This window comes from uncultured Agrobacterium sp. (assembly GCF_913777885.1).
Classification (GTDB): Bacteria; Pseudomonadota; Alphaproteobacteria; order Rhizobiales; family Rhizobiaceae; genus Agrobacterium.
The window spans coordinates 429,241-453,112 of record NZ_CAJYTV010000003.1 but is presented as its reverse complement, the minus strand read 5'-3'; the positions used below and the strand labels follow the sequence as shown (position 1 = coordinate 453,112).

General features: G+C 57.6%; 25 protein-coding genes. 13 read left to right on the top strand and 12 right to left on the bottom strand.

The window, feature by feature from the left end; all coding sequences use genetic code 11:
• Positions 1-7: 7 nt before the first annotated feature.
• The 3 genes from QZ869_RS03155 to QZ869_RS03145 all read right to left on the bottom strand — a co-directional run bounded on the left by QZ869_RS03155 (position 8) and on the right by QZ869_RS03145 (position 2,585).
• Positions 8-589, bottom strand: coding sequence for a TetR/AcrR family transcriptional regulator (locus QZ869_RS03155; protein ID WP_296102417.1), 582 nt, complete (start codon positions 587-589; stop codon positions 8-10).
• 2 nt (positions 590-591) lie between these two features.
• Entirely contained in the window at positions 592-1,056 is a 465-nt protein-coding gene (locus QZ869_RS03150) for a DUF1348 family protein (RefSeq protein WP_296078642.1), read from the bottom strand.
• A 326-nt stretch (positions 1,057-1,382) separates the two neighbouring features.
• Positions 1,383-2,585, bottom strand: coding sequence for a pyridoxal phosphate-dependent aminotransferase (locus QZ869_RS03145; protein WP_296102415.1), 1,203 nt, complete (start codon positions 2,583-2,585; stop codon positions 1,383-1,385).
• Positions 2,586-3,031: 446 nt separating this feature from the next.
• Here QZ869_RS03145 and QZ869_RS03140 point away from each other — a divergent pair, with 446 nt between their 5' ends.
• From QZ869_RS03140 to QZ869_RS03130, 3 genes are all read left to right on the top strand, one after another.
• Positions 3,032-3,295 (top strand): hypothetical protein, encoded by a 264-nt coding sequence (locus QZ869_RS03140; protein WP_296102413.1) that lies wholly within the window; start codon positions 3,032-3,034, stop codon positions 3,293-3,295.
• Positions 3,296-3,537: 242 nt separating this feature from the next.
• Positions 3,538-4,440 carry a DMT family transporter gene (locus tag QZ869_RS03135; protein ID WP_296097430.1) on the top strand — a complete coding sequence of 301 codons (903 nt, stop codon included), beginning with the start codon at positions 3,538-3,540 and terminating at the stop codon, positions 4,438-4,440.
• 419 nt (positions 4,441-4,859) lie between these two features.
• The gene (locus QZ869_RS03130; RefSeq protein WP_003494703.1) at positions 4,860-5,075 is read left to right on the top strand and encodes a cold-shock protein; all 216 of its coding nucleotides are present in this window, start codon (positions 4,860-4,862) and stop codon (positions 5,073-5,075) included.
• Positions 5,076-5,180: 105 nt separating this feature from the next.
• On the opposite strand, the gene QZ869_RS03125 is transcribed toward QZ869_RS03130, so the two are convergent.
• Positions 5,181-5,879, bottom strand: coding sequence for an MBL fold metallo-hydrolase (locus tag QZ869_RS03125; protein WP_296102411.1), 699 nt, complete (start codon positions 5,877-5,879; stop codon positions 5,181-5,183).
• 234 nt (positions 5,880-6,113) lie between these two features.
• On the opposite strand from QZ869_RS03125, the gene QZ869_RS03120 reads away from it, so the two are divergent.
• The 4 genes from QZ869_RS03120 (at position 6,114) to QZ869_RS03105 (ending at position 9,576) form a co-directional block, all read left to right on the top strand.
• Positions 6,114-6,716 (top strand): DUF1236 domain-containing protein, encoded by a 603-nt coding sequence (locus QZ869_RS03120; protein ID WP_296014610.1) that lies wholly within the window; start codon positions 6,114-6,116, stop codon positions 6,714-6,716.
• 218 nt (positions 6,717-6,934) lie between these two features.
• The gene (locus tag QZ869_RS03115) at positions 6,935-7,432 is read left to right on the top strand and encodes a MarR family winged helix-turn-helix transcriptional regulator (RefSeq protein ID WP_296078644.1); all 498 of its coding nucleotides are present in this window, start codon (positions 6,935-6,937) and stop codon (positions 7,430-7,432) included.
• 2 nt (positions 7,433-7,434) lie between these two features.
• Complete coding sequence (locus QZ869_RS03110; RefSeq protein WP_296014745.1) at positions 7,435-8,145, top strand: response regulator; 711 nt, start codon at positions 7,435-7,437, stop codon at positions 8,143-8,145.
• A gap of 51 nt (positions 8,146-8,196) precedes the next feature.
• Positions 8,197-9,576 carry an ATP-binding protein gene (locus QZ869_RS03105; protein WP_296102410.1) on the top strand — a complete coding sequence of 460 codons (1,380 nt, stop codon included), beginning with the start codon at positions 8,197-8,199 and terminating at the stop codon, positions 9,574-9,576.
• Between the two features lie 32 nt (positions 9,577-9,608).
• Here QZ869_RS03105 and QZ869_RS03100 read toward each other — a convergent pair whose 3' ends face one another.
• From QZ869_RS03100 to QZ869_RS03085, 4 genes are all read right to left on the bottom strand, one after another.
• Positions 9,609-9,950, bottom strand: a complete 342-nt coding sequence (locus QZ869_RS03100; protein WP_296014606.1) for a tRNA-binding protein — start codon at positions 9,948-9,950, stop codon at positions 9,609-9,611.
• Positions 9,951-9,962: 12 nt separating this feature from the next.
• Entirely contained in the window at positions 9,963-10,781 is an 819-nt protein-coding gene (gene proC, locus QZ869_RS03095; protein ID WP_296014604.1) for a pyrroline-5-carboxylate reductase, read from the bottom strand.
• A gap of 5 nt (positions 10,782-10,786) precedes the next feature.
• On the bottom strand, positions 10,787-11,287 hold the full coding sequence (locus tag QZ869_RS03090; protein WP_296014603.1) for a YbjN domain-containing protein: 501 nt from the start codon (positions 11,285-11,287) through the stop codon (positions 10,787-10,789).
• A gap of 462 nt (positions 11,288-11,749) precedes the next feature.
• Entirely contained in the window at positions 11,750-12,013 is a 264-nt protein-coding gene (locus QZ869_RS03085; RefSeq protein ID WP_062426406.1) for an accessory factor UbiK family protein, read from the bottom strand.
• 301 nt (positions 12,014-12,314) lie between these two features.
• On the opposite strand from QZ869_RS03085, the gene lgt reads away from it, so the two are divergent.
• The 6 genes from lgt (at position 12,315) to QZ869_RS03055 (ending at position 18,332) form a co-directional block, all read left to right on the top strand.
• Positions 12,315-13,136, top strand: coding sequence for a prolipoprotein diacylglyceryl transferase (lgt, locus tag QZ869_RS03080; RefSeq protein WP_296102564.1), 822 nt, complete (start codon positions 12,315-12,317; stop codon positions 13,134-13,136).
• A gap of 5 nt (positions 13,137-13,141) precedes the next feature.
• Positions 13,142-14,242: a class I SAM-dependent methyltransferase gene (locus QZ869_RS03075; RefSeq protein WP_296102408.1), complete on the top strand. Its 1,101-nt coding sequence runs from the start codon at positions 13,142-13,144 to the stop codon at positions 14,240-14,242.
• A gap of 148 nt (positions 14,243-14,390) precedes the next feature.
• Complete coding sequence (gene pgeF / locus QZ869_RS03070) at positions 14,391-15,185, top strand: peptidoglycan editing factor PgeF (RefSeq protein WP_296014600.1); 795 nt, start codon at positions 14,391-14,393, stop codon at positions 15,183-15,185.
• Between the two features lies 1 nt (position 15,186).
• Positions 15,187-16,338, top strand: coding sequence for a Xaa-Pro peptidase family protein (locus QZ869_RS03065; protein ID WP_296014599.1), 1,152 nt, complete (start codon positions 15,187-15,189; stop codon positions 16,336-16,338).
• A 77-nt stretch (positions 16,339-16,415) separates the two neighbouring features.
• Complete coding sequence (locus tag QZ869_RS03060) at positions 16,416-17,123, top strand: hypothetical protein (protein WP_296102406.1); 708 nt, start codon at positions 16,416-16,418, stop codon at positions 17,121-17,123.
• A gap of 276 nt (positions 17,124-17,399) precedes the next feature.
• Positions 17,400-18,332, top strand: coding sequence for a ribose-phosphate pyrophosphokinase (locus tag QZ869_RS03055; protein WP_296014596.1), 933 nt, complete (start codon positions 17,400-17,402; stop codon positions 18,330-18,332).
• 85 nt (positions 18,333-18,417) lie between these two features.
• On the opposite strand, the gene QZ869_RS03050 is transcribed toward QZ869_RS03055, so the two are convergent.
• From QZ869_RS03050 to QZ869_RS03035, 4 genes are all read right to left on the bottom strand, one after another.
• On the bottom strand, positions 18,418-19,296 hold the full coding sequence (locus QZ869_RS03050; RefSeq protein ID WP_296102405.1) for a phosphatase PAP2 family protein: 879 nt from the start codon (positions 19,294-19,296) through the stop codon (positions 18,418-18,420).
• Complete coding sequence (locus tag QZ869_RS03045) at positions 19,286-20,800, bottom strand: glycosyltransferase family 39 protein (RefSeq protein WP_296102404.1); 1,515 nt, start codon at positions 20,798-20,800, stop codon at positions 19,286-19,288. Before QZ869_RS03045 ends, QZ869_RS03050 begins: the two co-directional genes overlap by 11 nt.
• 228 nt (positions 20,801-21,028) lie before the next feature.
• Entirely contained in the window at positions 21,029-22,546 is a 1,518-nt protein-coding gene (locus tag QZ869_RS03040) for an aldehyde dehydrogenase family protein (RefSeq protein WP_296078653.1), read from the bottom strand.
• A 159-nt stretch (positions 22,547-22,705) separates the two neighbouring features.
• Positions 22,706-23,665, bottom strand: a complete 960-nt coding sequence (locus QZ869_RS03035; protein ID WP_296040378.1) for a helix-turn-helix domain-containing protein — start codon at positions 23,663-23,665, stop codon at positions 22,706-22,708.
• Positions 23,666-23,872: the final 207 nt, after the last annotated feature.

The window sequence follows — 23,872 nt, the reverse complement described above, 5'->3', positions numbered from 1 at the left end:
CCAACCTTCATTCTGGGGCAGAGGCAGAGCTGTCCATCACTAGCCGATCGCCGAGGTGGTCGATCGCCCGCTGGAAAACAGTCGGATCTTCCAATGCACGAGAGAGAACGATGGCGCCTTGGATGGCAAGGACGGTCTCCTCCGCGAGCATGCGCGACTGATCGCGGTCACGGCCCTGCCGGATAAGCGCCGACTGCAACGCGTCCACCCAGGCCGTAAAGTAACCTCGGATGGCTTGTGCAAAACGGTCTCTCGTATTGCCCACCGCCAAGGCACCGACGAGGCAAACGCGCCTGCCGGTCCTGAAATATTGGTCCGTCGAGGCAAGCATGGCACGGATGGCGCCATTGGCGTCGGGTTCGTTACGTAGTGGCGCATAAATGGCATTCTCGAACCATTGGCTGATGTCGTCGAGCACAGCCCCCACCATCTCCTCCTTCCCGTTTGGAAAGAAGTGGTAAAGGCTGCCCTTGCCGAGACCGGTCGCCTTGCCGATGAGGGCAAGGCTTGCGCCTTCATAACCATGTTCGCGAAACACCTCGGCCAAGGGACCTATGGCATCGGCTCTTTCGCTGACCATACGCGCCATGATCAGAGGCCCAGATCGCTAAGGCTGGCATGATCATCCGGCCGACGGCCAAGCGGCCAATGGAACAGGCGATCGCTTTCAGCAATCGGCATCTCATTGATGCTCGCGTGTCTGTGCGCCATCAGGCCGTCCTCTGCGAATTCCCAGTTCTCGTTGCCATAGGCGCGGTACCAGTGACCAGCATCGTCGCGGTATTCATACGCATACCGTACCGCGATGCGGTTTTCGGTGAAAGCCCATAGCTCCTTTATGAGGCGGTACTCGTGCTCCTTGTTCCACTTGCGCGTCAGAAATGCCTGAGCTTCATCGCGATTGCGTGCAAATTCGACGCGGTTGCGCCAGCGGGTGTCGAGCGTATAGGCAAGAGCGACTTTCGCCGCATCTCTGGTGTTCCAGCCGTCTTCGGCCAGGCGAACTTTTTCAATAGCGGTCTCGCGGGTGAATGGGGGAAGTGGAGGACGTGACATGGTGATCTCCTTGATCAACTGGGTCTATTGTACCGATCAGTAATTACTTTACCGATCAGTACAGTCATTGAAGATCGTGGCGTTGTCAAGCTACATATGTGCTTCAATGCTGAGATCGATACCGACGAGCGTCGCGGGATTGACTAGGAGCACACGGTTTACCATCGTTGGCAACTGCCGGCGCTGAGACAGCGCAGATGATCCTGCCGTATGTTTCAAACAGGCGTCAGAACTCCTCCTGATAAGGGGCATAGCTCTGCTGGAACAACACGCATAAAAAAACCCGGCATCGCTGCCGGGTCCATTTCATTCAATCATATCAAGCATTAGCGGCAATTGGCGCAGAAACGCTGGATGCGGTTGCAGGCCTCTTCCAGGAGCTTTTCCGAGGTGGCGTAGGAAATGCGGAAGTTCGGGCCGAGGCCGAAGGCGGAGCCGTGAACGACGGCCACACCTTCTGTTTCCAGAAGCTCGGTGACGAAATCCTCATCCGTTTCGATGACCTTGCCCGAAGGCGCCGTCTTGCCGATCAGACCGGCGCAGGAAGGATAGACGTAGAACGCGCCTTCCGGAACCGGGCAATTGATGCCCTTGGCCTGGTTCAGCATGGAGACAACGAGGTCACGGCGGCCTTCGAAGATCTTCTTGTTTGCCGGAATGAAGTCCTGGCTACCGTTCAGCGCCTCGACAGCCGCCCATTGCGCAATCGAGGTCGCCCCAGACGTCTGCTGACCCTGGATCATGTCCATCGCCTTGATCAGTTGCAGCGGACCTGCCGCATAACCGATACGCCAGCCGGTCATCGCATATGCCTTGGACACGCCGTTCATGGTCAGCGTGCGGTCGTAGAGCGAGGGCTCAACTTCCACAGGCGTCACGAACTTGAAGTCGCCATAGGTCAGGTGCTCATACATGTCGTCGGTCAAAACCCAGACATGCGGATGCTTGACCAGCACATCAGTCAGCGCCTTCAGCTCGTCGTGGCTGTAAGCGGCGCCCGATGGGTTGGACGGCGAATTGAAAATGAACCACTTGGTCTTCGGCGTGATCGCCTTTTCAAGTGCTTCCGGCTTGAGCTTGAAGTTGTCTTCCAGCGTGGTGTTGACGAAAACAGGCGTACCGCCGCAGATCGCCACCATCTCTGGATAGCTTACCCAGTAAGGTGCCGGAATAACGACTTCGTCGCCAGGGTTAAGGGTTGCCATGAAGGCGTTGAAAAGAATCTGCTTTCCACCCGTGCCGACGATTGTCTGCTCGGGCTTGTAGTCCAAATCGTTTTCGCGCTTGAACTTCTCGGCAATCGCCTTGCGCAGTTCAGGAATGCCTGAAACGGGCGTGTATTTCGTCTTGCCTGCTTTAATAGCGGCAATGGCTGCTTCCTTGATATTGTCGGGCGTATCGAAATCCGGCTCGCCGGCGCCAAGGCCAATCACATCGCGACCCTGTGCCTGCAATTCGCGAGCTTTCTGCGAAACGGCGATGGTGGCGGATGGCTTTACGCGGGAGAGAATGTCGGCAAGGAAGGCCATTTTTATCGGTCCTATTGAAGTTGACATCGACAGAAGTTGCGGCGGAATGTCGCTCTCTGCGGCAAGTGGTATGTCGAAAGACACACAGTCTTTCAAGGTCAAAACCCATCAAAAGATGCGATGGATCGCATTTACTTTAGTGCAGAATGACCGATTGTCCCGATTAAGATGAAGCCGCCTTCGTCCTCGAACGGCCTCTCTCGGCAAAGCGCCCATCATCTATCTCAAAACGAGGCAATCGCCGAAAAAATCGGCAATTATAGCGGCCTTAACTTCTCGTTAATTCGCGCCTTTTTATCGCCACAATAAATACGCCGGACTGACGAAATTCTGTCTCCAAGCAGTCCACTTCCAAGCCTCTTTTCGGCATGCGGGCAAACGAGACAAGGACGACGATGATGCTTATGAATGACCGGAATTCGGCAGATCGGCTGAAGGTGCAGAGGATGCTTTTCTCTCTGTGGATGGCGCTTGCCGCCATCATGGTCATCCTCACCATGGCAGCCGGCCTTGCAACGTCCTCCCACGCTTCGCAAGCGGTCGACCCCATGACGACATCTGCCATCGCCAGCGCACCGATTTCCAAAGCATCGGATCGCATCTTCGTTACCGGCCTTGTGGTGCTCGGCTTCGGCACAATGGCGGTTGGCGGTGTGCTCTTGACGCTCAGCAGTATTCGCGAAGGCCGCCTGCGCCGAAACCGTGACTGACTTCCCCTGACCGTCCCTTGCCGAACCATGCCCTTGCTGATAGAGCACCGATGAAATGGCGGTCCGAGGCACCTGTTGCGACACACATGAATGTCTTCGCCATCTTCAGGGTCAAGATCTGCTGCTTCATGCAACACCGCCGGACGTTCCGATAGCCTCTGGCAGTCGATCACCAAGCGGACCGGATCGCCTTTTGAAAAGACGATGAAGCAGCCGCTGCGCTGCTTCCTTGATGGTGAAGAATGACGCGCATTCAGGCAAACCTCGTATTGCTTCTCGCTGCCGCAATCTGGGGCGGTGGTTTTGTTGCGCAGTCCACGGCCATGGCATCCATCGGCCCCTTCTGGTTCGTGGGCTTGCGCTTTGCCATTGCAGCGCTTGCGGTCCTGCCCTTCGCACTCATGGAAACGCGCCGCATGGGAGCAAGGCCTAGCAAGGCGGAATACCGCGCCTTCGGCCTTGTCGGGCTCGCCCTCTTCATGGGTGCCACAACCCAGCAGGTGGGACTGCTTACCACCTCCGTCACCAATTCCAGTTTTCTGACGGCCCTCTATGTCATCTTCGTCCCGGCCATCGCCGTTCTGATCTATCGGCGTTATCCGCACTGGGTGGTCTGGCCGGGTGCCACGATGATGCTGGTCGGCATCTTTCTGCTCTCCGGCGGCGCCTTCAGCAGCCTGACGACAGGCGATTTTCTCAGCATTACCTGCGCGTTCTTCTGGGCTGTGCAGATCACGCTTGCGGGCCGTGCCGTCATGGCCAGCAACCGGCCGCTTGCCCTTTCCTGTGTCCAGTTTTCCGTCTGCGCCATTCTGAGCATGGTGATCGGCGCGGCCTACGAGCCGATTAACGCTCAGGCAGTTGCTGCGTCGCTCCGTGAGATCCTTTATGTTGGCCTTGTCTCGTCGGGCCTTGCATTCGTTCTCCAGGTCATCGGCCAGCGTTACACGACAGCACCACAGGCGGCGATCTTTCTTTCCTCCGAAGCCCTGTTCGGCGCGCTCTTCGCGTCGCTCTTTCTTGGAGAGATCATACCGGCTGCCGGTTATATCGGCTGCGCCATCATTTTTGCCGCGATTTTGCTGGTAGAGTTGGTGCCGGAGCTTACGAAAAGACGCCACCAAAAACTTGGTAAAGCAGGCTAAAGGCCGGTTTCCACTCATGCCCTATGCGCGAAAATTGCCGAAAATTCCCATCGCTAACGATGGTTTTGTTTTCCCAACAGCGCCGCTGCGAGAAAAATTTCCGCGACACGCGTAATACGCGTCAAACGCCCATGATTAATCATGGTTGCCGCTTAAAAACTTTTGCTTGCCAATTTTAAATAAACACATCACTCTATCGCGGTTCAGGCAATTTGCGAGCATGGGACGACCTATAAACAGATGCATCGGAGACAATACTTCGAGCGGTGGGAACAACAAAACGTTGATCAGAACGTCAAGACTTCCACAGCGAAGGTCCAATCTCTCAATCATCAAGAGCTGCCTGCCGTACGCCCTGACGGGCAAAACTGTAATGCTGCCTGGAGCTGAACACGGGCAGAGCGAAAAGGACCTGATGCATGGCCGAGACTGGCACCGTTAAATTCTTCAATACCGACAAAGGCTTCGGCTTCATCAAGCCAGACAATGGTGGCGCTGATATCTTTGTTCATATCTCCGCTGTACAGGCTTCCGGCCTGTCCGGTCTTTCAGAAAATCAGAAAGTGAGCTTCGACACGGAACCGGATCGTCGCGGCAAGGGGCCAAAGGCAGTCAATCTTCAGATTGCTGGTTGAGCCATACGACTTTCTCTTCTAGTTGAAGCCCGGCAGGAATGCCGGGTTTTTTCATGGCAGCTCTCAAGAGGGCTGTCTATGAAGGCGACGCCCACGCCTACCCTCTCAATCTGTTTTCTGGTCAACCCCAACTGGAGCTTGAGGCGCAGCACCAATGGGTCCGAGGCCCTGAAGATACGGGTTCGTGCGACGCTCCTCGCCTAATCGTCCACCGGGGCCATGCCCGCAAATGAACCCTACCTCGTCGCCGAGCGGAAGCACCTTGTCACGAATAGATGCCAGTAACTGCTCGTGATTGCCTCCGGGAAGATCCGTTCTTCCGACGGAGCCATTGAAGAGCACGTCGCCCACATGGGCAAAGCCTTGGGCCCGATTGTAATAGATGACGTGGCCGGGGGCATGGCCCGGGCAATGATAGACTTCGAAGCGGTGATCGCCAAAGGAAACGACATCACCATCCTTCAGCCAGCGGTCCGGAAGCACGTTCTGTAATCCCGAAATACCGTATTTCTGCGCTTGGGTCTCGATCCGCTCCAGAAGCGGAAGGTCGTCTTCATGCGGGCCGATGATGGAGAGCGAAAGGCGCTCCTTCAATTCCTTGGCACCACCGGCATGGTCAAGGTGGCCATGGGTAAGCCATATCTCCTTTAACGTGATGCCGTTTTCGGCAACAGTCTGAACGATGACGTCGACATCCCCGCCTGGATCGACGACAACACCTTCCCTTGTGTCCTCATCGAAGAGAATGGTGCAGTTCTGCTGAAACGCCGTCACCGGAATGACCCCTGCCTGCAACTTACCCATGATGACCTTCCTTCACTTCAAAAAACTGGCCCACCTATAAAGAGCCCGACGCGACTGCACAATCGATCGTCAGGAAACATCATCTGCGAAGAATTGTCGACAATGTAGTAAATTATTTAATTTCAATAACTTATCTAGTACGCAGTAGTGTTTCCTCAAACAAACTGTTCACAAATTCGGGAACGGAAAACAGAAAGCTGCGTTCTTGCCCCAGTCTTCAAAGGAGAGAGACAGATGGACAAGAAGCTGAAACTGATGATTGCTGGCGGCGCTTTCGCTTTGATCGCCGGCTATGCCAATGCGGCCATGGTTGCGACCACGGCATCTGATATTTCGGTGCGATCCGGCCCTGGTGAAGATTACCCGGAAGTCGGACTTGCCACACGCGGCAGCAATGCGGTTCTTGACGGATGCATGGAAGGCAGCGCCTGGTGCCGTATCGAAGTAAACGGCGTGCGCGGTTGGGCAAATGCCGATTACCTGAACGTCATGTACGAAGGTGCTCCCGTGATCCTGCGCGAACGCCGCGCCGATATCGAAGTGCCGGTGGTTACTTATGAAAAGACAGCAAGCGTCCAGCAGGAAGAGCCGAACCCTGGCGACCCCAACCTCGGACGCGTCGGTGAAGTCAATCCGCCGGAGCAGGTGATCACTTATATCGATCAGCACCCGGCACAGGTCGTTCGCATCGATGGCGACGTCGCGATTGGCGCCACCATTCCAGCCAGCGCGGAATTGGTGTCGATCCCGGACTATGAATACAGCTACGTGCGTGTGAACGACCGCCGCGTTCTGGTGGAGCCGAGCACGCGTCGCGTTGTGTATGTGTACGAGTAAGTTTGCGTAGAGTATCTGCGTAACCGAGTACCAGAGAGCGCGGCTTAGTCCGCGCTCTTTTGCTTCGTTGAGGACCGGCGCAGATATTGGCGTTGATGTTCAACCTGCGGCATATTATCGAACGCAACAGAAAATGATCGGGAGATTGCCCGGCGGCACACTATTTGGGCAGATCTCGTGCTAATGGTGGCCAAGCGCGATACTATGAAGGAAGACCAGTGCCTGCCCAATCGCTGAAAAAGGCTGCCGCCAAACCGAGCCCGGCCCTGCCCCATGTCGATGACGCCAAGATCGACTTTGACACGATTGAGGCCTTCTTCTTCGCCTATCGAGACTTCGTTTCAGACCCTGACGCAATTCTTGAAAAGCTGGGTTATGGTCGAGCTCACCATCGCGTCGTCTATTTTGTTTGCCGAAATCCCGGCATGACAGTCGCCGATCTTCTCGATACGTTGCAGATCACCAAGCAGAGCCTGGCACGAGTGCTCAAGCAGCTGATCGATGATGGCTACATCCGCCAGATGGCGGGACCTGAAGACCGGCGTCAGCGCAGACTTTATCCAACGCTCACCGGTCGTGAACTGGCGCTCGCCTTGAGCGATCCTCAATCGCGCCGTATCGCTCGCGCCCTCGAAGGCATGTCCTCCGAAGCCAGGGCATGCGTTCTGCAGTTTCTCGCCAGAATGCGCGACGTCGAAACAATGGGAGCCGAATGAAAATGGCCACAGCCGCCACCAGAACGCCAGCGGATGACGACGCTTCTCATATCCTCATCGTGGATGACGACGCGCGTATCCGCGATCTTCTCCAGCGCTTCCTCAGCGACAAGGGTTACCGTATCACCGCCGCTGCAGACGCGGCGGAAGCGCGGCGCAAGATGCAGGGCATCCAGTTCGATCTCCTGATCCTCGACGTGATGATGCCCGGAGAAAACGGCTTGTCGCTCACAAAGTCTCTCAATGAAAACAAGACCGTGCCGGTCATTCTTCTCACGGCACGCTCCGAGGCGGATTCGAGAATCGCTGGCCTCGAAGCCGGTGCTGACGACTACCTTGCCAAACCCTTCGATCCACGCGAACTTGTGCTGCGCATCAACAATATCCTGCGCCGCAATACCTCGCCGGATACGCCAAAAATCGACCAGATCATTTTCGGGCCCTTCAATTTCTCGCTCCACAAGAAGGAACTTCGGCGCGGCGCAGAGATCATCCGCCTGACGGATCGCGAAATGGATATCATGATGCTGTTTGCGCTGCGCGCCGGTGACACCATCCCACGGCACGAACTCGTGGATGCCGATGCCGATGTCGGCGAGCGCACCATCGACGTTCAGATCAACCGCCTGCGGCGCAAGATCGAAGACGACCCCGCCAATCCCGTCTATTTGCAGACGGTACGCGGCATCGGCTACCGTCTGAGCGTGGATTGAAGGCACGCTTTTCTGGCGTGTCCGGATCAGAGCCGGATGGACAGGTAATCTATGGCAAGCCTCGATTTTATGAGTTTGGCCCGCAACAGCGCCCCTGCCCGAGGGTGGCGCTTCTTCGTGCGATGGCTGCGGCACTGGCTTCCCACCGGGCTTTACACCCGCTCGCTGCTGATCATCATTTTGCCGATGGTTCTATTGCAGGCCGTGGTTGCAGCCGTCTTCATGGAGCGGCACTGGCAGTTGGTGACAGAGCGCCTGTCCGCCGCCGTCACGCGCGATATCGCCGCAATCATCGAACTGATCGAGACAGATCCTGAGCAGGACGATTATCAGCGCGTCATCAACATCGCACGCGAGAAGCTCGATCTCAGCGTCTATATCGAACAGAAAACCGAACTGCCGCCCGCGCGCCCGCAACCCTTCTTCTCTATTCTCGATTCCATTCTGGCAGACCAGATCACCGCACAGATCGGCAGGCCCTTCTGGATCGACACTTATGGCAACGGATCGCTGGTCGAAATCCGGATTCAATTGAACGACAAGACGCTGCGCATCTTCACACGGCGAAATCAGACCTACGCTTCCAACACGCATATCTTCCTCGTTTGGATGGTCGGCGCGTCTCTCGTTCTGCTCGGCATCTCGATCCTTTTCCTGCGCGGCCAGATCAGGCCGATCCTGGCGCTTGCCAAAGCCGCCGAAAGTTTCGGCCGCGGACAGAAGATCACGGCATATTCGCCCAAAGGCGCCGATGAAGTCAGGCGCGCCGGTCTTGCCTTCATCCTCATGCGCGAGCGGATCGAACGACAAATGGAACAACGTACGGCCATGCTGAATGGCGTGAGCCACGACCTGCGCACTATCCTTACCCGCTTCAAGCTTCAACTGGCGCTCGCTGGAGACAATCCCGATCTTGAAGGGCTGGATAAGGACGTCGACGACATGCAGTCGATGCTGGAAGCCTATCTAGCCTTTGCTCGTGACGACGCGGAGGAAGACGTTGGAGCGCTGGAACTCGAACCGCTTCTGAGAAAACTGCAAAGCGATTTCGAGATGGTCGACAAGACGATGCGGTTTGAGCTCAATGGGGTTTCGCAGATTACCGTCCGCCCTACGGCCTTCTCCCGCGTGGTCGGCAATCTTGCCGCCAATGCGCAACGCTATGCCTCGACACTCTCCATCGAGCTGCGACGCGCACCGCGCTCCATCAGCCTCGTCTTTGATGACGATGGACCGGGCGTTCCGCTGGAATCACGCGAGGATGTCTTCAAGCCCTTCTTCCGCCTGGACGAGGCGCGTAACCTGAACGCCTCCGGGACCGGTCTCGGCCTATCGATTGTCCGAGACATTGTCAGAAGCCATGGTGGCGATGTGACGCTGGACGACAGCCCCCTCGGGGGCTTGCGGGTGATTGTGAAAATCCCGGCCTGAGTTGTAAATGCTGTACTAAAGGCTGAAATCGGTCAGCACATCTTCTCGCCGTTGGGGACGCCCTGCTCCACAGCCGCCAGAACGATATCGCCATTGCCATCGGCAAAACCGAGCGTCAGGACTTCGGAGCGGAAAGGCCCGATCTGGCGCGGCGGAAAGTTGACGACGGCAAGCACCTGTCTGCCGATCAGGCTCTCCAGCGTATAATGGACGGTGATCTGCGCCGATGATTTCTTGATGCCGATTTCCGGACCAAAATCGATCTTCAGTTTAAAAGCAGGCTTGCGCGCTTCGGGAAAGGCTTCCGTCTCGATGATGGTACCGACGCGAATGTCGACCTTTTCAAAATCCGCATAGCTGATTTCAGCGCTCATTCTCGTGCGTCCTCAGTTTGCCAGTTCCTGCGCGCGCGTCTTCGCCGCCGCGATCGCCTTGTCGAACAAGGGCTGCATACCATCCTGCGCCATCAATACCGAGAGTGCAGCCGCCGTCGTACCACCCGGAGACGTCACATTCTGGCGCAGTTTGGACGCATCGTCGGGGGACTGGTAGAGAAGTTCTCCAGCCCCCGCGACGGTTTCTCGCGCGAGACGCATGGCGAGGTCCGCCTGCAGACCGGCTTTGCGACCTGCCTCCGCCATGCATTCCACGAGATAGAAAACATAAGCGGGTCCGCTGCCGGATACGGCAGTGACGGCATCGATATCGCCCTCGGTCGGAACCCATTCCACCGGACCGCTGACCTTGAGAAGCTCTTCCACGGCCTGACGCTGGTCGGCGGAAACGCGTTCATTGGCGTAGGCGCCGGTAACCCCACGTCCCACCATGGCGGGTGTGTTGGGCATGGCGCGAACGCAAGCAGCCTGACCCAGATGGCTTTGGATATAGGATAACGTCTTGCCGGCAGCGACGGAAACGACAATCGTCTCTTGGCCGACAAGCGGTTTCAACGAAGGCAGCACCGTATCCATCAACTGCGGTTTGACCGCCAGAAACAGGATGCCGGCAGTCACGCCTTCGGGAGCGCTTTCGCAATGGCGCGCGCCAGCCTCCGCGAGCTTTGAGGACATGGCATCCGAAGGGCGCGGATCGACGACGATGATCGATGAACCGGATACACCTTTCTTCAACCAGCCGGAAAGCATGGCGCCGCCCATATTGCCGGCGCCAACGAGAACGAGCGGACCAGAACCGAATGACAGCATGTGTATCAGGCCTCGCCTACCGTCTCGAAGAGGGCCGCATCCATGGCGGCCTTGGCTTCCATGCCGGACCAGACGACGAATTGGAACGCCTGATAATACTGTTCGCAGGCTTCGAGCGCGCTCGACAGCAGAACTTCGACCTGCTGATTGGTTGGCTCGGCGCCGCCCGCCAGAAGCAGCGACTGGCGGAAGATGATCACGTCTTCCTGACGCCATAGATCGAAATGGCCCATCAGCGTCTGACCGTTGACATGCGACAGCAGCCGGATCACTTCGTTGACGCGATGATCGGGGACCCTGATGTCGAAAGCGCAGGCCAGATGCAGCGCCTCGAACTGCTCCATCCAGGAAAACGAAACGTGATAGTCGGCCCAACGGCCTTCCACCGTCATCGCAATTTCGTCCTCGCCCGAGCGCTCGAAAGACCAATCGTTGGCGGCCGCCACAAACTCGATCATATCGACCGGATTGGAGAAACGTTCAACTTCGAATTCTATTAGGCTCATACGGCACCTTTTCAGCCGGAAATGAATGTTTTGTTTCGCACGCGAAAGCACAAAAACGCACATACAAATGCCGGTACATCAGTTTAGGACGATTGCCCGACGCCGCCAGATTAACGCAGTGAACCTGTCTGGAGCTTACCGAGTTCGTTTCGAATCATCATTTAAAATCAGTCTATAACGAGCGAGTCCCGTCGCCACCCCCCGCCAGTCCATTTTCCGGGGACAACCGTGGATATCTCTTGTGGCGGAATGTCAGGCGGGAGTCATAACCGACTCTGCCAATTGCGTTTTTTGCAAGTGTCCACAGAGGGCAAAAAAATGCTGATGAAAATGCTTGCTCTTTGGGTACGAATCCGCACTCGCGAGGGTGCCTGCTTCGAAGCGGACAAAATGAAAGGCCGCGCTCCTTTTGAGAGCGCGGCCTTGAACAAAATCGACCAATTTAAAACGGCTGCATCACTATCAGGAGGCATTCCCCGAGAGCTTGGCTTCCAGAGCCTCTATCCTGGCGCGCAGCGCGTCGTTCTCATCACGCGCCTTGATCGCCATCTCGCGAACGGCATCGAACTCTTCGCGCTTGACGACATCGAGGCTGTTCAGCCAGCGATCCGCCTGCGCGTGGAAGGCCTGCTCCACTTCCTTGCGGACGCCCTGAGCCGCACCTGCGGCATCGGTCATCAGCTTCGCGAATTCATCGAAAATGCGGTTCGTTCCGGTTGTGCTCATGGCGCGCTATCCTCGTCTTCATCCGGAGAGACTTGATGCTCGATCCGGTTCTGACATTTCAGGTAGGCACTCACTCGGTCCGTTGCAAGCAAAAACGGGATCGTCAGGCGCGGTAACCTTACTTTTGACAGTCATAAAAGCGTCAAAGAATCGCCTTGACCGCTTCTCTTTCAATCGCCATTTTCGCCCGGCGGGAAAGCTGACGATCATGCAGCCTGCCTTCTGAAAACGCTGGCGTTTTCGATGACAACCAGAGAACGGAATACGCAATTTGTTTTCACCACTTGCGCCGCTGTCGATCATGCCGTTTCCCAACATCGATCCGATCGCCTTCTCCATAGGCCCGATATCGATTCACTGGTATGGCATAGCCTATGTCATGGGCATTCTGCTCGGCTGGTCATATGCCCGAAAGCTGAGCATGACGGACCGCCTGTGGCCGGGCGACAAGTCTCCAGTGACACCGGTTCACCTGGATGACTTCATCATCTGGGCCGCAGCCGGCATCGTGCTGGGCGGACGTATCGGCTATGTGCTCTTTTACGACCTCCCAGCCGTCATGGCGAACCCGGTGCGCGCCTTAGAGATCTGGAATGGCGGCATGTCCTTCCATGGTGGCCTCCTGGGCACGACGATCGCAATGATCCTCTTTGCCCGTAAAAACGGCATTCCGGTCTGGAGCATGTTCGACATCATCGCGGCCGTGGCACCCGTCGGCCTGTTCTTCGGGCGCATCGCAAATTTTATCAACGGCGAATTGTGGGGCCGCCTGACGGATGTTCCGTGGGCCGTCGTGTTCCCGACAGGTGGGCCCTTTGCCCGTCATCCAAGCCAGCTTTACGAAGCGGGACTGGAAGGCATCGTGCTTCTGCTTGTACTCTCGGTCATGATCTGGGCGTTCAGAGCGCTGAAGGCGCCCGGCACCGTGACCGGCACCTTCGTTGCGGGCTACGCCCTGTCACGAATCTTCGTGGAGTTTTTCCGAGAACCCGACGCGCAAATCGGGTATCTCGCGGGGAACTGGTTGACCATGGGAATGGTTCTCTCCGCGCCCATGTTCGCGCTTGGCGTCTGGGCCACCCTTCGTGCGCGTTACGCTGCCAGCGCCCGGCAGAACGGATAAGTGCCATGCCAACGCCCCTTGCCCGTCGAATCAAGTCTCTCATTCGCCTCAACGGCCCCTTGAGCGTCACCGATTATTTCTCGCTCTGCCTCGCAGATCCCGAGCATGGCTATTACAAGACGCGCCAACCCTTCGGCCGCACCGGCGATTTCGTTACCGCGCCGGAAGTCAGCCAGCTTTTTGGCGAAATGCTCGGCGTCTTCATGGTCCATGCCTGGCAGCGCCACGGCCTGCCTGCCAATGTCAGGCTTGTCGAAATCGGCCCCGGTCGCGGCTCGATGATGGCGGACATGCTGCGTGTCATCCAGCGCATTGCCACGCCTTTATACGACGCCATGAGCGTGCATCTGATCGAAACCAGCCCGCGTCTCACCGAGACGCAGCAGAAGACGCTTGCCACGCATGGGCGAAAGATCAATTGGCACGAAAGTTTTGACGATGTGCCTCCGGGCTTCCTGCTGATTGCCGCCAACGAGCTTTTCGATGCGATTCCCATCCGTCAATTCGTCAAGACGCCCCAAGGCTTCAGAGAACGCGTCGTGAGCCTCAGCGAGGATGACGAGCTCATCTTCACCGCCGGCATCGCCAGCATCGATCCAGATCTCCTGCCGCCACAGCCGGAAAGGCAGGCGCTTGGCACCATCTTCGAATATTCCCCTGCCAGGGAAGCAGTCATGGCGGCGCTGTGCGAGAGGCTGAAACTCCACGGCGGCACGGCGCTGATCATCGACTATGGCCATATGGTGTCTGGCTATGGCGACACAATGCAGGCACTGAGAATGCATGAATACGATCCCGTTCTGGCCAATCCTGGCGAAGCCGACCTCACAAGCCATGTGGATTTCGAAAGCCTGACGAAGACGGCCACCGCCAGCGGCGTTCATATCAATGGCTGTCTGCACCAGGGCGACTTTCTCTACGGGCTTGGGCTACGAGAGCGGGGCCAGGCTTTGGCGGCGGCGGCAACGCCCGACCAGACGCTGGATATCGCGGAAGCCATCAACCGTCTGGCAGGCGAAGGCGCTGGCAAGATGGGAGAGCTCTTCAAGGTACTGGCCGTGTCGAGCCCAGCTGTCCATCTGCTCCCCTTTCGTCCACTGGATTGACAGAGACAGGTGGCTTGGGCCACCATTGTCCTCATTCGAAGCAGAAACAAATCTGCCGGACGGCATCGTTTGAGATGCGCTCATCGGAAACACTCGCTCAGAATCATCCCTCAAAAAATCGGCGACACCGCAAAGGATTGAACACCCCATGCAGGACGACACGCTGCCGCTTCCCGTTCAAAGCGACCTGCTTCAGGCCGCATCCAGAAACGGCATACGCCATGGTTTCTTCACCCGTGAAGGCGGTGTATCGACAGGCATCTACCGCGGACTGAACGTCGGCCTCGGTTCGCAAGACGATCGCGAGGCGGTTTTGGAAAACCGTCGTCGCGTGGCGCAGTGGTTCGGCTTTCCTGTCGAGCGACTCGCAACCGTCCACCAGATTCACTCGCCCAATGTGGTCGTCATCGACAAAACCTATGACGGCGCAAGACCGCAAGCCGATGCCATGGTGACGGCAACGCCCGGCATCATCCTTGGCGTATTGAGCGCAGATTGCGGTCCGATTCTCTTTGCCGATAGCCAGGCCGGCGTCGTCGGCGCAGCCCATGCAGGCTGGAAGGGGGCAGTCCATGGCGTACTGGAAAACACAATCGACAGCATGATCGCCCTAGGCGCTCGCCGCGAAAACATTACCGCCGCCCTCGGCCCTTCGATTGCGCAGGAAAATTACGAGGTCGGACCGGAGCGCGTCCAAGACCTCAAGACGCTCGACGCCGCCTATGAGCGATACCTTGCGCCATCGCAAAACAATGGTCATGCCCATTTCGATCTGAAGCAGCTTACGATGGATCGCCTGACCAAGGCGGGAGTGCAGGCCGAAAACCTCCATCTCTGCACCTATCCGGACGACAAGCGCTTCTTTTCCTTTCGCAGAACCACGCATCTGTCCGAACCGGATTACGGGCGGCAGATCTCAGCAATAGCAATTTTGGAGACTTAAGATGGCTCTACACTTCGAACCCGCCGAATTCGAGGCGCGTCGTGCCCGGCTGATCGAGAAGATGGCCGAGGAAAAGCTGGATGCCGTACTGCTCTTTGCTCAGGAAAGCATGTACTGGCTGACCGGCTACGACACCTTCGGCTACTGCTTCTTCCAAACGCTGATCGTCAAGGCGGACGGCTCCGTGGCGCTGCTGACCCGTTCGGCCGATTTGCGCCAGGCACGCCACACGTCCAATATCGAAAACATCTACATCTGGGTGGATCGCCTGAATGCCGATCCGACGCTCGATCTGAAGAACCTCATGAGCGAAATGGATCTGCTCGGCTGCCGCGTCGGCATCGAGTTCGACACCCATGGGATGACCGGTCGAGTTTCGCGCCTTTTGGATAACCAGCTTGCAAGCTTCTGCCAGATCGTCGATGCCTCCTATCTTGTCAGCACGCTTCGCCTCGTCAAAAGCCCCGCCGAGATTGCCTATGCAAAGCGCGCCGGTGAGCTTGCCGATGACGCACTCGATGCCGCAATCGCCCTGATCAAGCCGGGCGCGGATGAGGCCGATATTCTCGCCGCCATGCAAGGTGCTGTGTTTTCCGGCGGTGGCGATTATCCCGCCAATGAGTTCATCATCGGCTCCGGCCCGGACGCGCTGTTGTGCCGCTACAAGTCCGGACGTCGCAAGCTCGATACCAAGGACCAGATCACGCTCGAATGGGCAGGCGCGAGCGCCCACTATCACGCCGCGATGATGCGAACCGTGGTGATCGGCGAACCGGAGTTCCGTCATAAAGAGCTCTACAATGCCTGCGCGGAAAACATTCGCGCCATCGAAGACGTGCTTCGCCCCGGCAACACATTTGGCGATGTCTTCGACGTTCACGCGAAAATCATGGACGAGCGCGGCCTGACCCGCCATCGCCTGAATGCCTGCGGTTACTCCCTTGGCGCACGCTTCTCTCCCTCCTGGATGGAGCATCAGATGTTCTACGCCGGCAACACGCAGGAAATCCTGCCGAACATGACGCTCTTCGTCCACATGATCATCATGGACAGCGACGCGGGCATCGCCATGACGCTCGGCCAGACCTATGTGACCACGGAAGGCGCACCCCAGTCATTGTCACGCCACGGGCTCGACATGTTGACCGCCTGATTTGACTCCGTGGTCAAACGCCACTTAAATCACAAGGGTCCTGGGGAGGGCGTAATGATGATGAAGAGATGTAGGATATGAACAGGCTTGGTGCGCTGCTCGCGATTCCAGGTCTCGCCGTAGCTCTTTGCGCATGCAACACCAGCGATGCGCTGACGCCGCAGGTCAATGTCGGACATAGTCAAACGCCATCCACCCCGGTCACCCAGGGCGATCTCGACCAGATGGCAGCAGCAGCCGATCGCACCGGCTCCGGCGTCGCTCCACAGGTGCCGGCCTACGCGCCGCAAAACACCTTGCAGGCGCAAGCTCAGGCAATGAGCGGCGGCGTTCAGTATGGCCAACCCGTTGCGCGCCAGCCAGGACAGCCGGTGCCGGCAGAGCCCCGGCAGCAGACGGCCGCGCTCGCGCCTTCCGGTTCCGGCAGCATCCGCTTCCTGCCGATCATTGGGGCACCGGTACAGGCTGTCACGCCGCTTTCTCGGCAGCTGGGCGCGGAGGCACGTTCCAAAGGCCTGACGATCCTGCCCTCCGCCGACACGTCGGCAAACAACATCCTAAAGGGCTACCTCTCCGCTTTTGCGGATGGCGGCAAGGTCACCATTGTCTATGTCTGGGACATTCTCGATGCCAATGGCGCACGCCTCCATCGCCTCCAAGGCCAGGAAACGGTGGCATCACGAGGCGGCGATCCATGGTCGGCAGTCACCGATAGCGTCATGCAAAAGATTGCAGCCAGAACGCTGGACGATTACCAGGCATGGCGACAGACAGCGCGTGGATAAATACAATCGATACGATGGGAAAAGTCCAGCTGCCGATCCAATCGATTGAATAAGGTCTGCGAAACACGTGAGTCATAAAGTTTTCACGAAAATCATGGGTAACGCAGTTCCGGCTATTGCATTCACGGGCAACAGCGCTATTAAGGCGCCCATGGCAAAACGGCATGTCCGGCGCCCTTTTGGGCCGGGTATTCCTTCCCGTTGAACGACGCACTGGCCGCGGAACAGACTAAAACGTCCGGGCTCAAGCGATGGCATGGAAAACAGGCGGCACCCATGAAGGTTTTCGCAGGCAATTCGAACCGGCATCTGGCCGAAGCGATCTGCAAGTATCTCAATGTTCCCCTGGGAAATGCCACAGTAAAACGGTTTGCGGACCAGGAAATTTTCGTAGAAATCAGTGAAAATGTCCGTGGTGAAGATGTATTCGTCGTCCAATCCACATCCTTTCCGGCTAATGACCACCTGATGGAACTGCTGATCATGATCGACGCCATGCGTCGTTCTTCGGCAAAGCGCATCACCGCCGTTCTCCCCTATTTCGGCTACGCCCGCCAAGACCGCAAGGCTGGCCCAAGAACACCAATCTCGGCCAAGCTCGTTTCCAATCTGATTACCGAAGCCGGCGCCGATCGCGTTCTAACGCTTGATCTTCACGCCGGTCAGATCCAGGGCTTCTTCGATATCCCGACGGACAATCTCTTCGCGGCACCTATTCTCGCACGCGATGTCAAGGAACATTACGACACCAATAACGTCATGGTGGTTTCACCGGACGTCGGCGGCGTGGTCCGCGCCCGTGCGCTTGCCAAGCGTCTCGACTGTCTGCTCGCCATCGTCGACAAACGCCGTGATCGCCCGGGCGAATCCGAGGTCATGAACGTTATCGGCGACGTTTCGGGTAAGGACTGCATCCTGATCGACGACATTGTCGATTCCGGTGGAACGCTCTGCAACGCCGCCGAAGCGCTTCTCAAGAACGGCGCAACCAGCGTTACCGCCTATATCACCCACGGCGTCCTTTCTGGCGGTGCCGTCGCGCGTGTTTCCTCATCCAAGCTGCGTGAACTCGTCATCACCGACAGCATCCAGCCCACCACCGCAGTCCAGTCCGCGCATAATATCCGTGTCATCACCACAGCGACACTGCTTGGCGAAGCGATCAACCGCACGGCTCTGGAACAGTCCGTTTCTGGTCTCTTCGACTAAAGCGCACGAGCGAATCTGAAAGATCACGGCCTGCTCCAAGACGCAGCCGTGTCATCAGCATCTGGAATTCGCAACGCGCCTATGATTACTCCGCGGCAATCTGTGTCCGTCTAGAGATGAACCCTGCCCTCTCCTTCGCGCTCCGCGCCGAAAGGGCTCTCCCTACCTCCACCACTTTGCGCAGGGTCGCTCTCAGCAACTGAAGACAGCGAACGCTCGATCGGCGAAGAATAACCCGGACGTCCGACGAAACCGGACCGGCAGCGAACACGGATCTGCACTGTCCAATTGCCAGAAGTCGGTAGAGGATAAGCGTGGTCAGCGCGGCAAAAAGGATCGACATTGTCGTGTCGCTCAAAAAATGCCGTCCCGCCGCCATGCGCATTGTAGCCGTCACAATCATTAAAAACGCGGCTACGACGCCACAGGCGAATTTGCCTCTTCGCGACAGATGCGGCCACAGCAACACACAGACCGGAAGAAGGACGCTTGCGATCAGCGCGGTCTCTCCAGACGAAAAAGAACAGTTCTTGAAGCACTGATTGCTGAGCTGGAAGGCTGGCGTAAATGCCTGGAAGCCGCCGAACTCTGCGACACCATCGGGCCTAGCACGCCCTAGCCAGGTCTTCAGGACGCCGTTCACCAGCAATCCTGCGCACACAAGCGTGTTTCCCCAGATGAAGGCCCAGACCCTCCACCCGGTCTGCTGCTTCGAACCGATCAGGACATTACCGAGAAAAATGAGAAAGGCGACGACAGCGAAGATTTCTCCACCATGACGCAGCACATCTCTCCAGAAACTGAAGTCTGGGCCAAGGCCCATCCAATCACCCCGTTGTCCATTGAAAAAGAACGCCGAGACCTCAAGATCGATAAAGGGGAAGACTGCAAAGATTATGACAGCGAGCAGCGTCACGACAGTAAGCCAGATGGTGAGCCGCATATGAACGATATCATGATCCATGATTTGTCCCTTCAAAACATGAAGACGGTATTCTCCAGAGGCCGACGATGGCTCTTTCCATGAAGCCGGGCGAAGCCACCCAATGGCTCTGGGGCTTCTCATCCTTGATGCAGGACGGCAAAGAATCGGCGCGTGACAGCAGAAGTGCGTTCGCCCCCTCGCTAGGTTGCAACGGATAAAGCAGCGCATAATGGCTGGAAGGCAGCTGCGGCGCCTCGTTCCAGGCGCGTGGCGCGATGCGCCGATCGTCTCTCAACTCATAGAACATTTCCGCCAGAAAGGAGCGGTCGGCGGCGACAAGAATATTGGCGTGCATTTTTTCCGCGTCGGCAACGGCTGTCGAAACCACAGCTGAGCGCCCCAGATAGCGCTTCAAGGCAAGATCGCCATTGGGGAGTCGCAACTCGGTACCGAAGATGGTGAGAACGGGCAGGATGACAGCAACAGTGGTGTTCAAAATGAGCGATGCCCGCATCCAACGCGGTCTTGCCGCAAGCCACGGTGTCGCCAGCAAAATACCTGCCGCATAAGCCCCGACCGCCCAGTTGGCGAGCGCGCGCGAGATCAAAGCTTGCGCCGTCATCAACAGGAGAAGCGGAATACTCAATGCAGAAAGCGAACGCGTTGTCGGATGTCTCATGTCACCCAAGGCCATCAGCATTGCGATGAAGACGAAGGGTCCGACGACACCGGCTTGAGCACCGAAGAAGCCAAGCGCCGAGCCGAAATTGAGGCTTGCGGCATTCCAATGCGCGATCGATACCGTGTGACGGGCGGTCGCGAAGTCATGCGCGTAGTTCCACCAAAGATTTGGCGAAACGACGACCAAGGCAACAAGCCCTACCAGCAAGGCATGCGACCACCGTATCCGCCAGCCCTTGTCCAGATAGGCGGCAAGCGGGACGAACGGGAACAGAAACGCGATGGCATATTTGGACAGGAAGCCGAGCCCGACCGTCAGCCCCAGTCCCACGGCCAGAAAAAGAGCATAAGACCCCGCATAGTCTTTCTCCGTGGCAAGCCTGCGCCACAGGATCATCGATAGCACGATGAAGAGCAACATCGGCGTGTCGGTGGAAATCAAGAGACTGGACAGCGACACGCCGGGCAGCGTGATATAGACGATCGCAGCCATAGCCCCGATCCGCACATCATAGAGCATGCGTCCGAGATGGAGCATTGCAGCAGCCGTCAGCGCATGCAGGATGGGCGCCGCAAGACGAACCTCGAACGTCCCCTCCCCGCCAGAGATCCAGGTGGTGAGACGAATGACCCAGCCGATCAAGGGAGGCTTGGAGTAAGCTCCAAAAGCCATTTCCCGGCTCCACAGCCAGTACTGCGCCTCGTCGACGAAGAGATCTGTCCTGTTGAAGGCGAGACAGACAATGCGAAACACTGTGATGCCGAGGACTGAAAGGAGACAAATCGCGATCCAGCGCGAACTTTCCGTCTCCAGCCTGCCGAAGCGTTCACCGCCACGAAATTCTCCGGCAATCCCGCTCATGAGCGGCACCCATGGGCGGTGCGAGCGACGTGAAAAAGATAAAAAAATAAATGGCGCATATCGATCCACGCAAAAATAACGAGGAGGATATGCGCCTGTTTGATGACACCATTACGTCAATTCAGACCGCTTCGATACAAACCGCATCTGCGCTCGCCCGAAGCTTTGCCTGAACCTCAGTGGACCTCGCCACCGGCAGACTGCCTGCGGCGCCGAGGTCCAATATTGTCAGAAGAAGCCAAGCTTGTTGGGGCTGTAGGACACAAGCAGGTTCTTGGTCTGCTGATAATGATCGAGCATCATCTTGTGGGTTTCGCGACCGATGCCCGACTGCTTGTAGCCACCGAAAGCCGCCCCTGCCGGATAGGCGTGGTAGCAATTCGTCCAAACGCGTCCAGCTTCGATACCGCGACCTGCGCGGTAGGCAAGGTTGGTATCGCGGCTCCAGACACCGGCACCAAGACCATAAACGGTGTCGTTGGCGATTTCGATGGCTTCTTCCACTGTCTTGAAGGTGGTGACGGAAACGACGGGACCGAAGATTTCCTCCTGGAAGACCCGCATCTTGTTATTGCCTTCAAAAATGGTCGGCTGAATGTAGAAGCCGTCCTTGAGATTGCCGGAGAGCGATTTCTTGTCGCCGCCGGTCAACACTTTCGCGCCTTCCTTCTTGCCGATTTCCAGGTAGCCCATGATCTTGTCGAACTGTTCCTGAGACGCCTGCGCGCCGATCATGGTGGAAGCGTTCAGCGGATCGTCCTGGCTGATTGCTTGTACGCGCTTCAGCGCCTTTTCCATGAAGCGGTCATAGATCGATTCATGCACAAGCGCGCGGGATGGGCATGTGCAGACCTCGCCCTGGTTCAGCGCGAACATGGCAAAGCCTTCGAGCGCCTTGTCGAGGAAGGCGTCATCCTCATTCATCACATCGGCAAAGAATACGTTCGGCGACTTGCCGCCAAGTTCCAGCGTGATGTTGGTGACGTTGTCTGCCGCATAACGCATGATCTCCTTGCCGACAGACGTCGAGCCAGTGAAGGCGATCTTGGCGATGCGGTTGCTCTGCGCCAGCGGCTTGCCGGCTTCCGTGCCAAGGCCGTTGACGATATTGACCACGCCCGCCGGCAGCAGGTCTTCGATCAATTCCATGACGAGCAGGATCGAGGCGGGCGTCTGCTCTGCAGGCTTCAGCACCACGCAGTTGCCGGCGGCAAGCGCTGGCGCAAGCTTCCAGGCCGCCATCAGGATTGGGAAGTTCCATGGAATGATCTGGCCGACAACGCCAAGCGGCTCATGAAAATGATAGGCGACCGTGTCGTTGTCGATCTGGCCGATCGAGCCTTCCTGGGCGCGGATACATCCTGCGAAATAACGGAAGTGATCAATGGTCAGCGGGATATCGGCATTGGTGGTCTCGCGCAACGGCTTGCCGTTATCCCAGGTTTCCGCCCGGGCGATAAGATCGAGATTGTCTTCGATCCGCTGGGCAATCTTCAAGAGAATGTTAGAGCGCTCCGTCACGCTGGTGCGGCCCCAGGCGGCACGCGCCTGATGCGCGGCATCGAGTGCGGCTTCAATGTCGCTGGCATCGGATCGCGGCACTTCGCAAATCTTCTGGCCGGTAACGGGGGAGATGTTGTCCATATAGCGCCCGGACTTCGGCTCCACCCATTTGCCGCCGACATAGTTGCCGTATTTCAGTTTGAACGGTGTCTCACCCGCTTTGTGCTGAACTTGGATGTTCATGTTTTCATCCTCCCTGATGAACAACGATCGATGTGCGATCGCGTGAAGAGAGGTTGTGCCGACAATGGGGCAAATCAAAGGGGTCAGATCGCGTTCCGCACTGCACAGTGTGTCACATCTGCGACAACGCCCGCGCCAATCCGGCGCGGTTTGCCCGCTTCAGTGGACCGCGAGTTTCTTCATCTTTCGGTGCAGAGTGGCGCGGCTGATGCCGAGCAGTTCAGAGGCTTGCGTGACGTTGCCGTTGGTACGCGCCAGAACGCGCCGGAGTGCGGCGCGCTCGGCCTCCATGAGATCGCTTCCTTTGTCATGCCGCTCTTCCTTGAGAGCGTCGGACGCCGCAATCCCTTGTGCAATCCGCGCATCGTCTAGCCGAAGCGCAAGCCTGGCCGCACGGGTTGCACCCAGAATGATGTCGTCCTGATCGACGGCAAGCAGCGAAAGCATGGCGGAATGGGCGGAAGGCACCATCAAGATGCGCGCACCCGGAAAGGCGCGCCGGAAAAGATTGCCCTCGATGCGCTGTGCCGCATCGCGCACGGTCTGCGTCACCATCGAAAAAGTCAGTTCGTTGATATCGTCGCGACAGGTGGAGATATCGAGTGCGCCCGTAACCTGCCCACGGTGATCGCGGATCGGTGCTGTCGTACAGGACAGGTTGATGTTGGAGCTGAAGAAGTGCTGGTCGCGATAGACCACTGCAGGCCGCTCATCGGCAAGCGCTGTGCCGATACCGTTGGTGCCAACACTGGCCTCGCTCCACAGCGCGCCCGACCAAAGCCCCGCCTTGCGGAAATCCTCGTCATCGCCAGCGGCCCCACGTCGTTCCAACGCCACACCCTTGGCATCGGTCAGAAGCAGGCAGCACCCTGCCCTTCCGACGGTCGAAAAGATTCGATCGATCTCATCCGCACTCTCGGCCAGAAGGTCGAATGCCTCGTCGCGAGCTTTGCGAAACTCCGCTTCCGAGAGAAGGATCGGCTTGCGGTTTTCCTCCGGTGCCAGATGATGCATGGTCATGCACCGCCGCCATGACGCGACGATAGGAGAACTTGCGGCAGCAGATGAATGATTGGCGCTCTCATAGACATGAGTGGCATGTGCGGCGTCGTTCGACATAGGCTCCTCCCAAAGCGTTCCTTATGGTGCGCCGGTTGAAGCAGTCTTTCAACAGTAAAATAGTCGCATGTGGGAGCACCGGACGGTGGCGACGCAGCCACATGCGCGTGATGGGTTCGCACGCGAGCACGGCCTTGCCTTTGTGGCAGCTTTATACTATAGCGCGCGCATCCGTGTAGACACCCTTGGAGGCAACGCGGTCGGGTT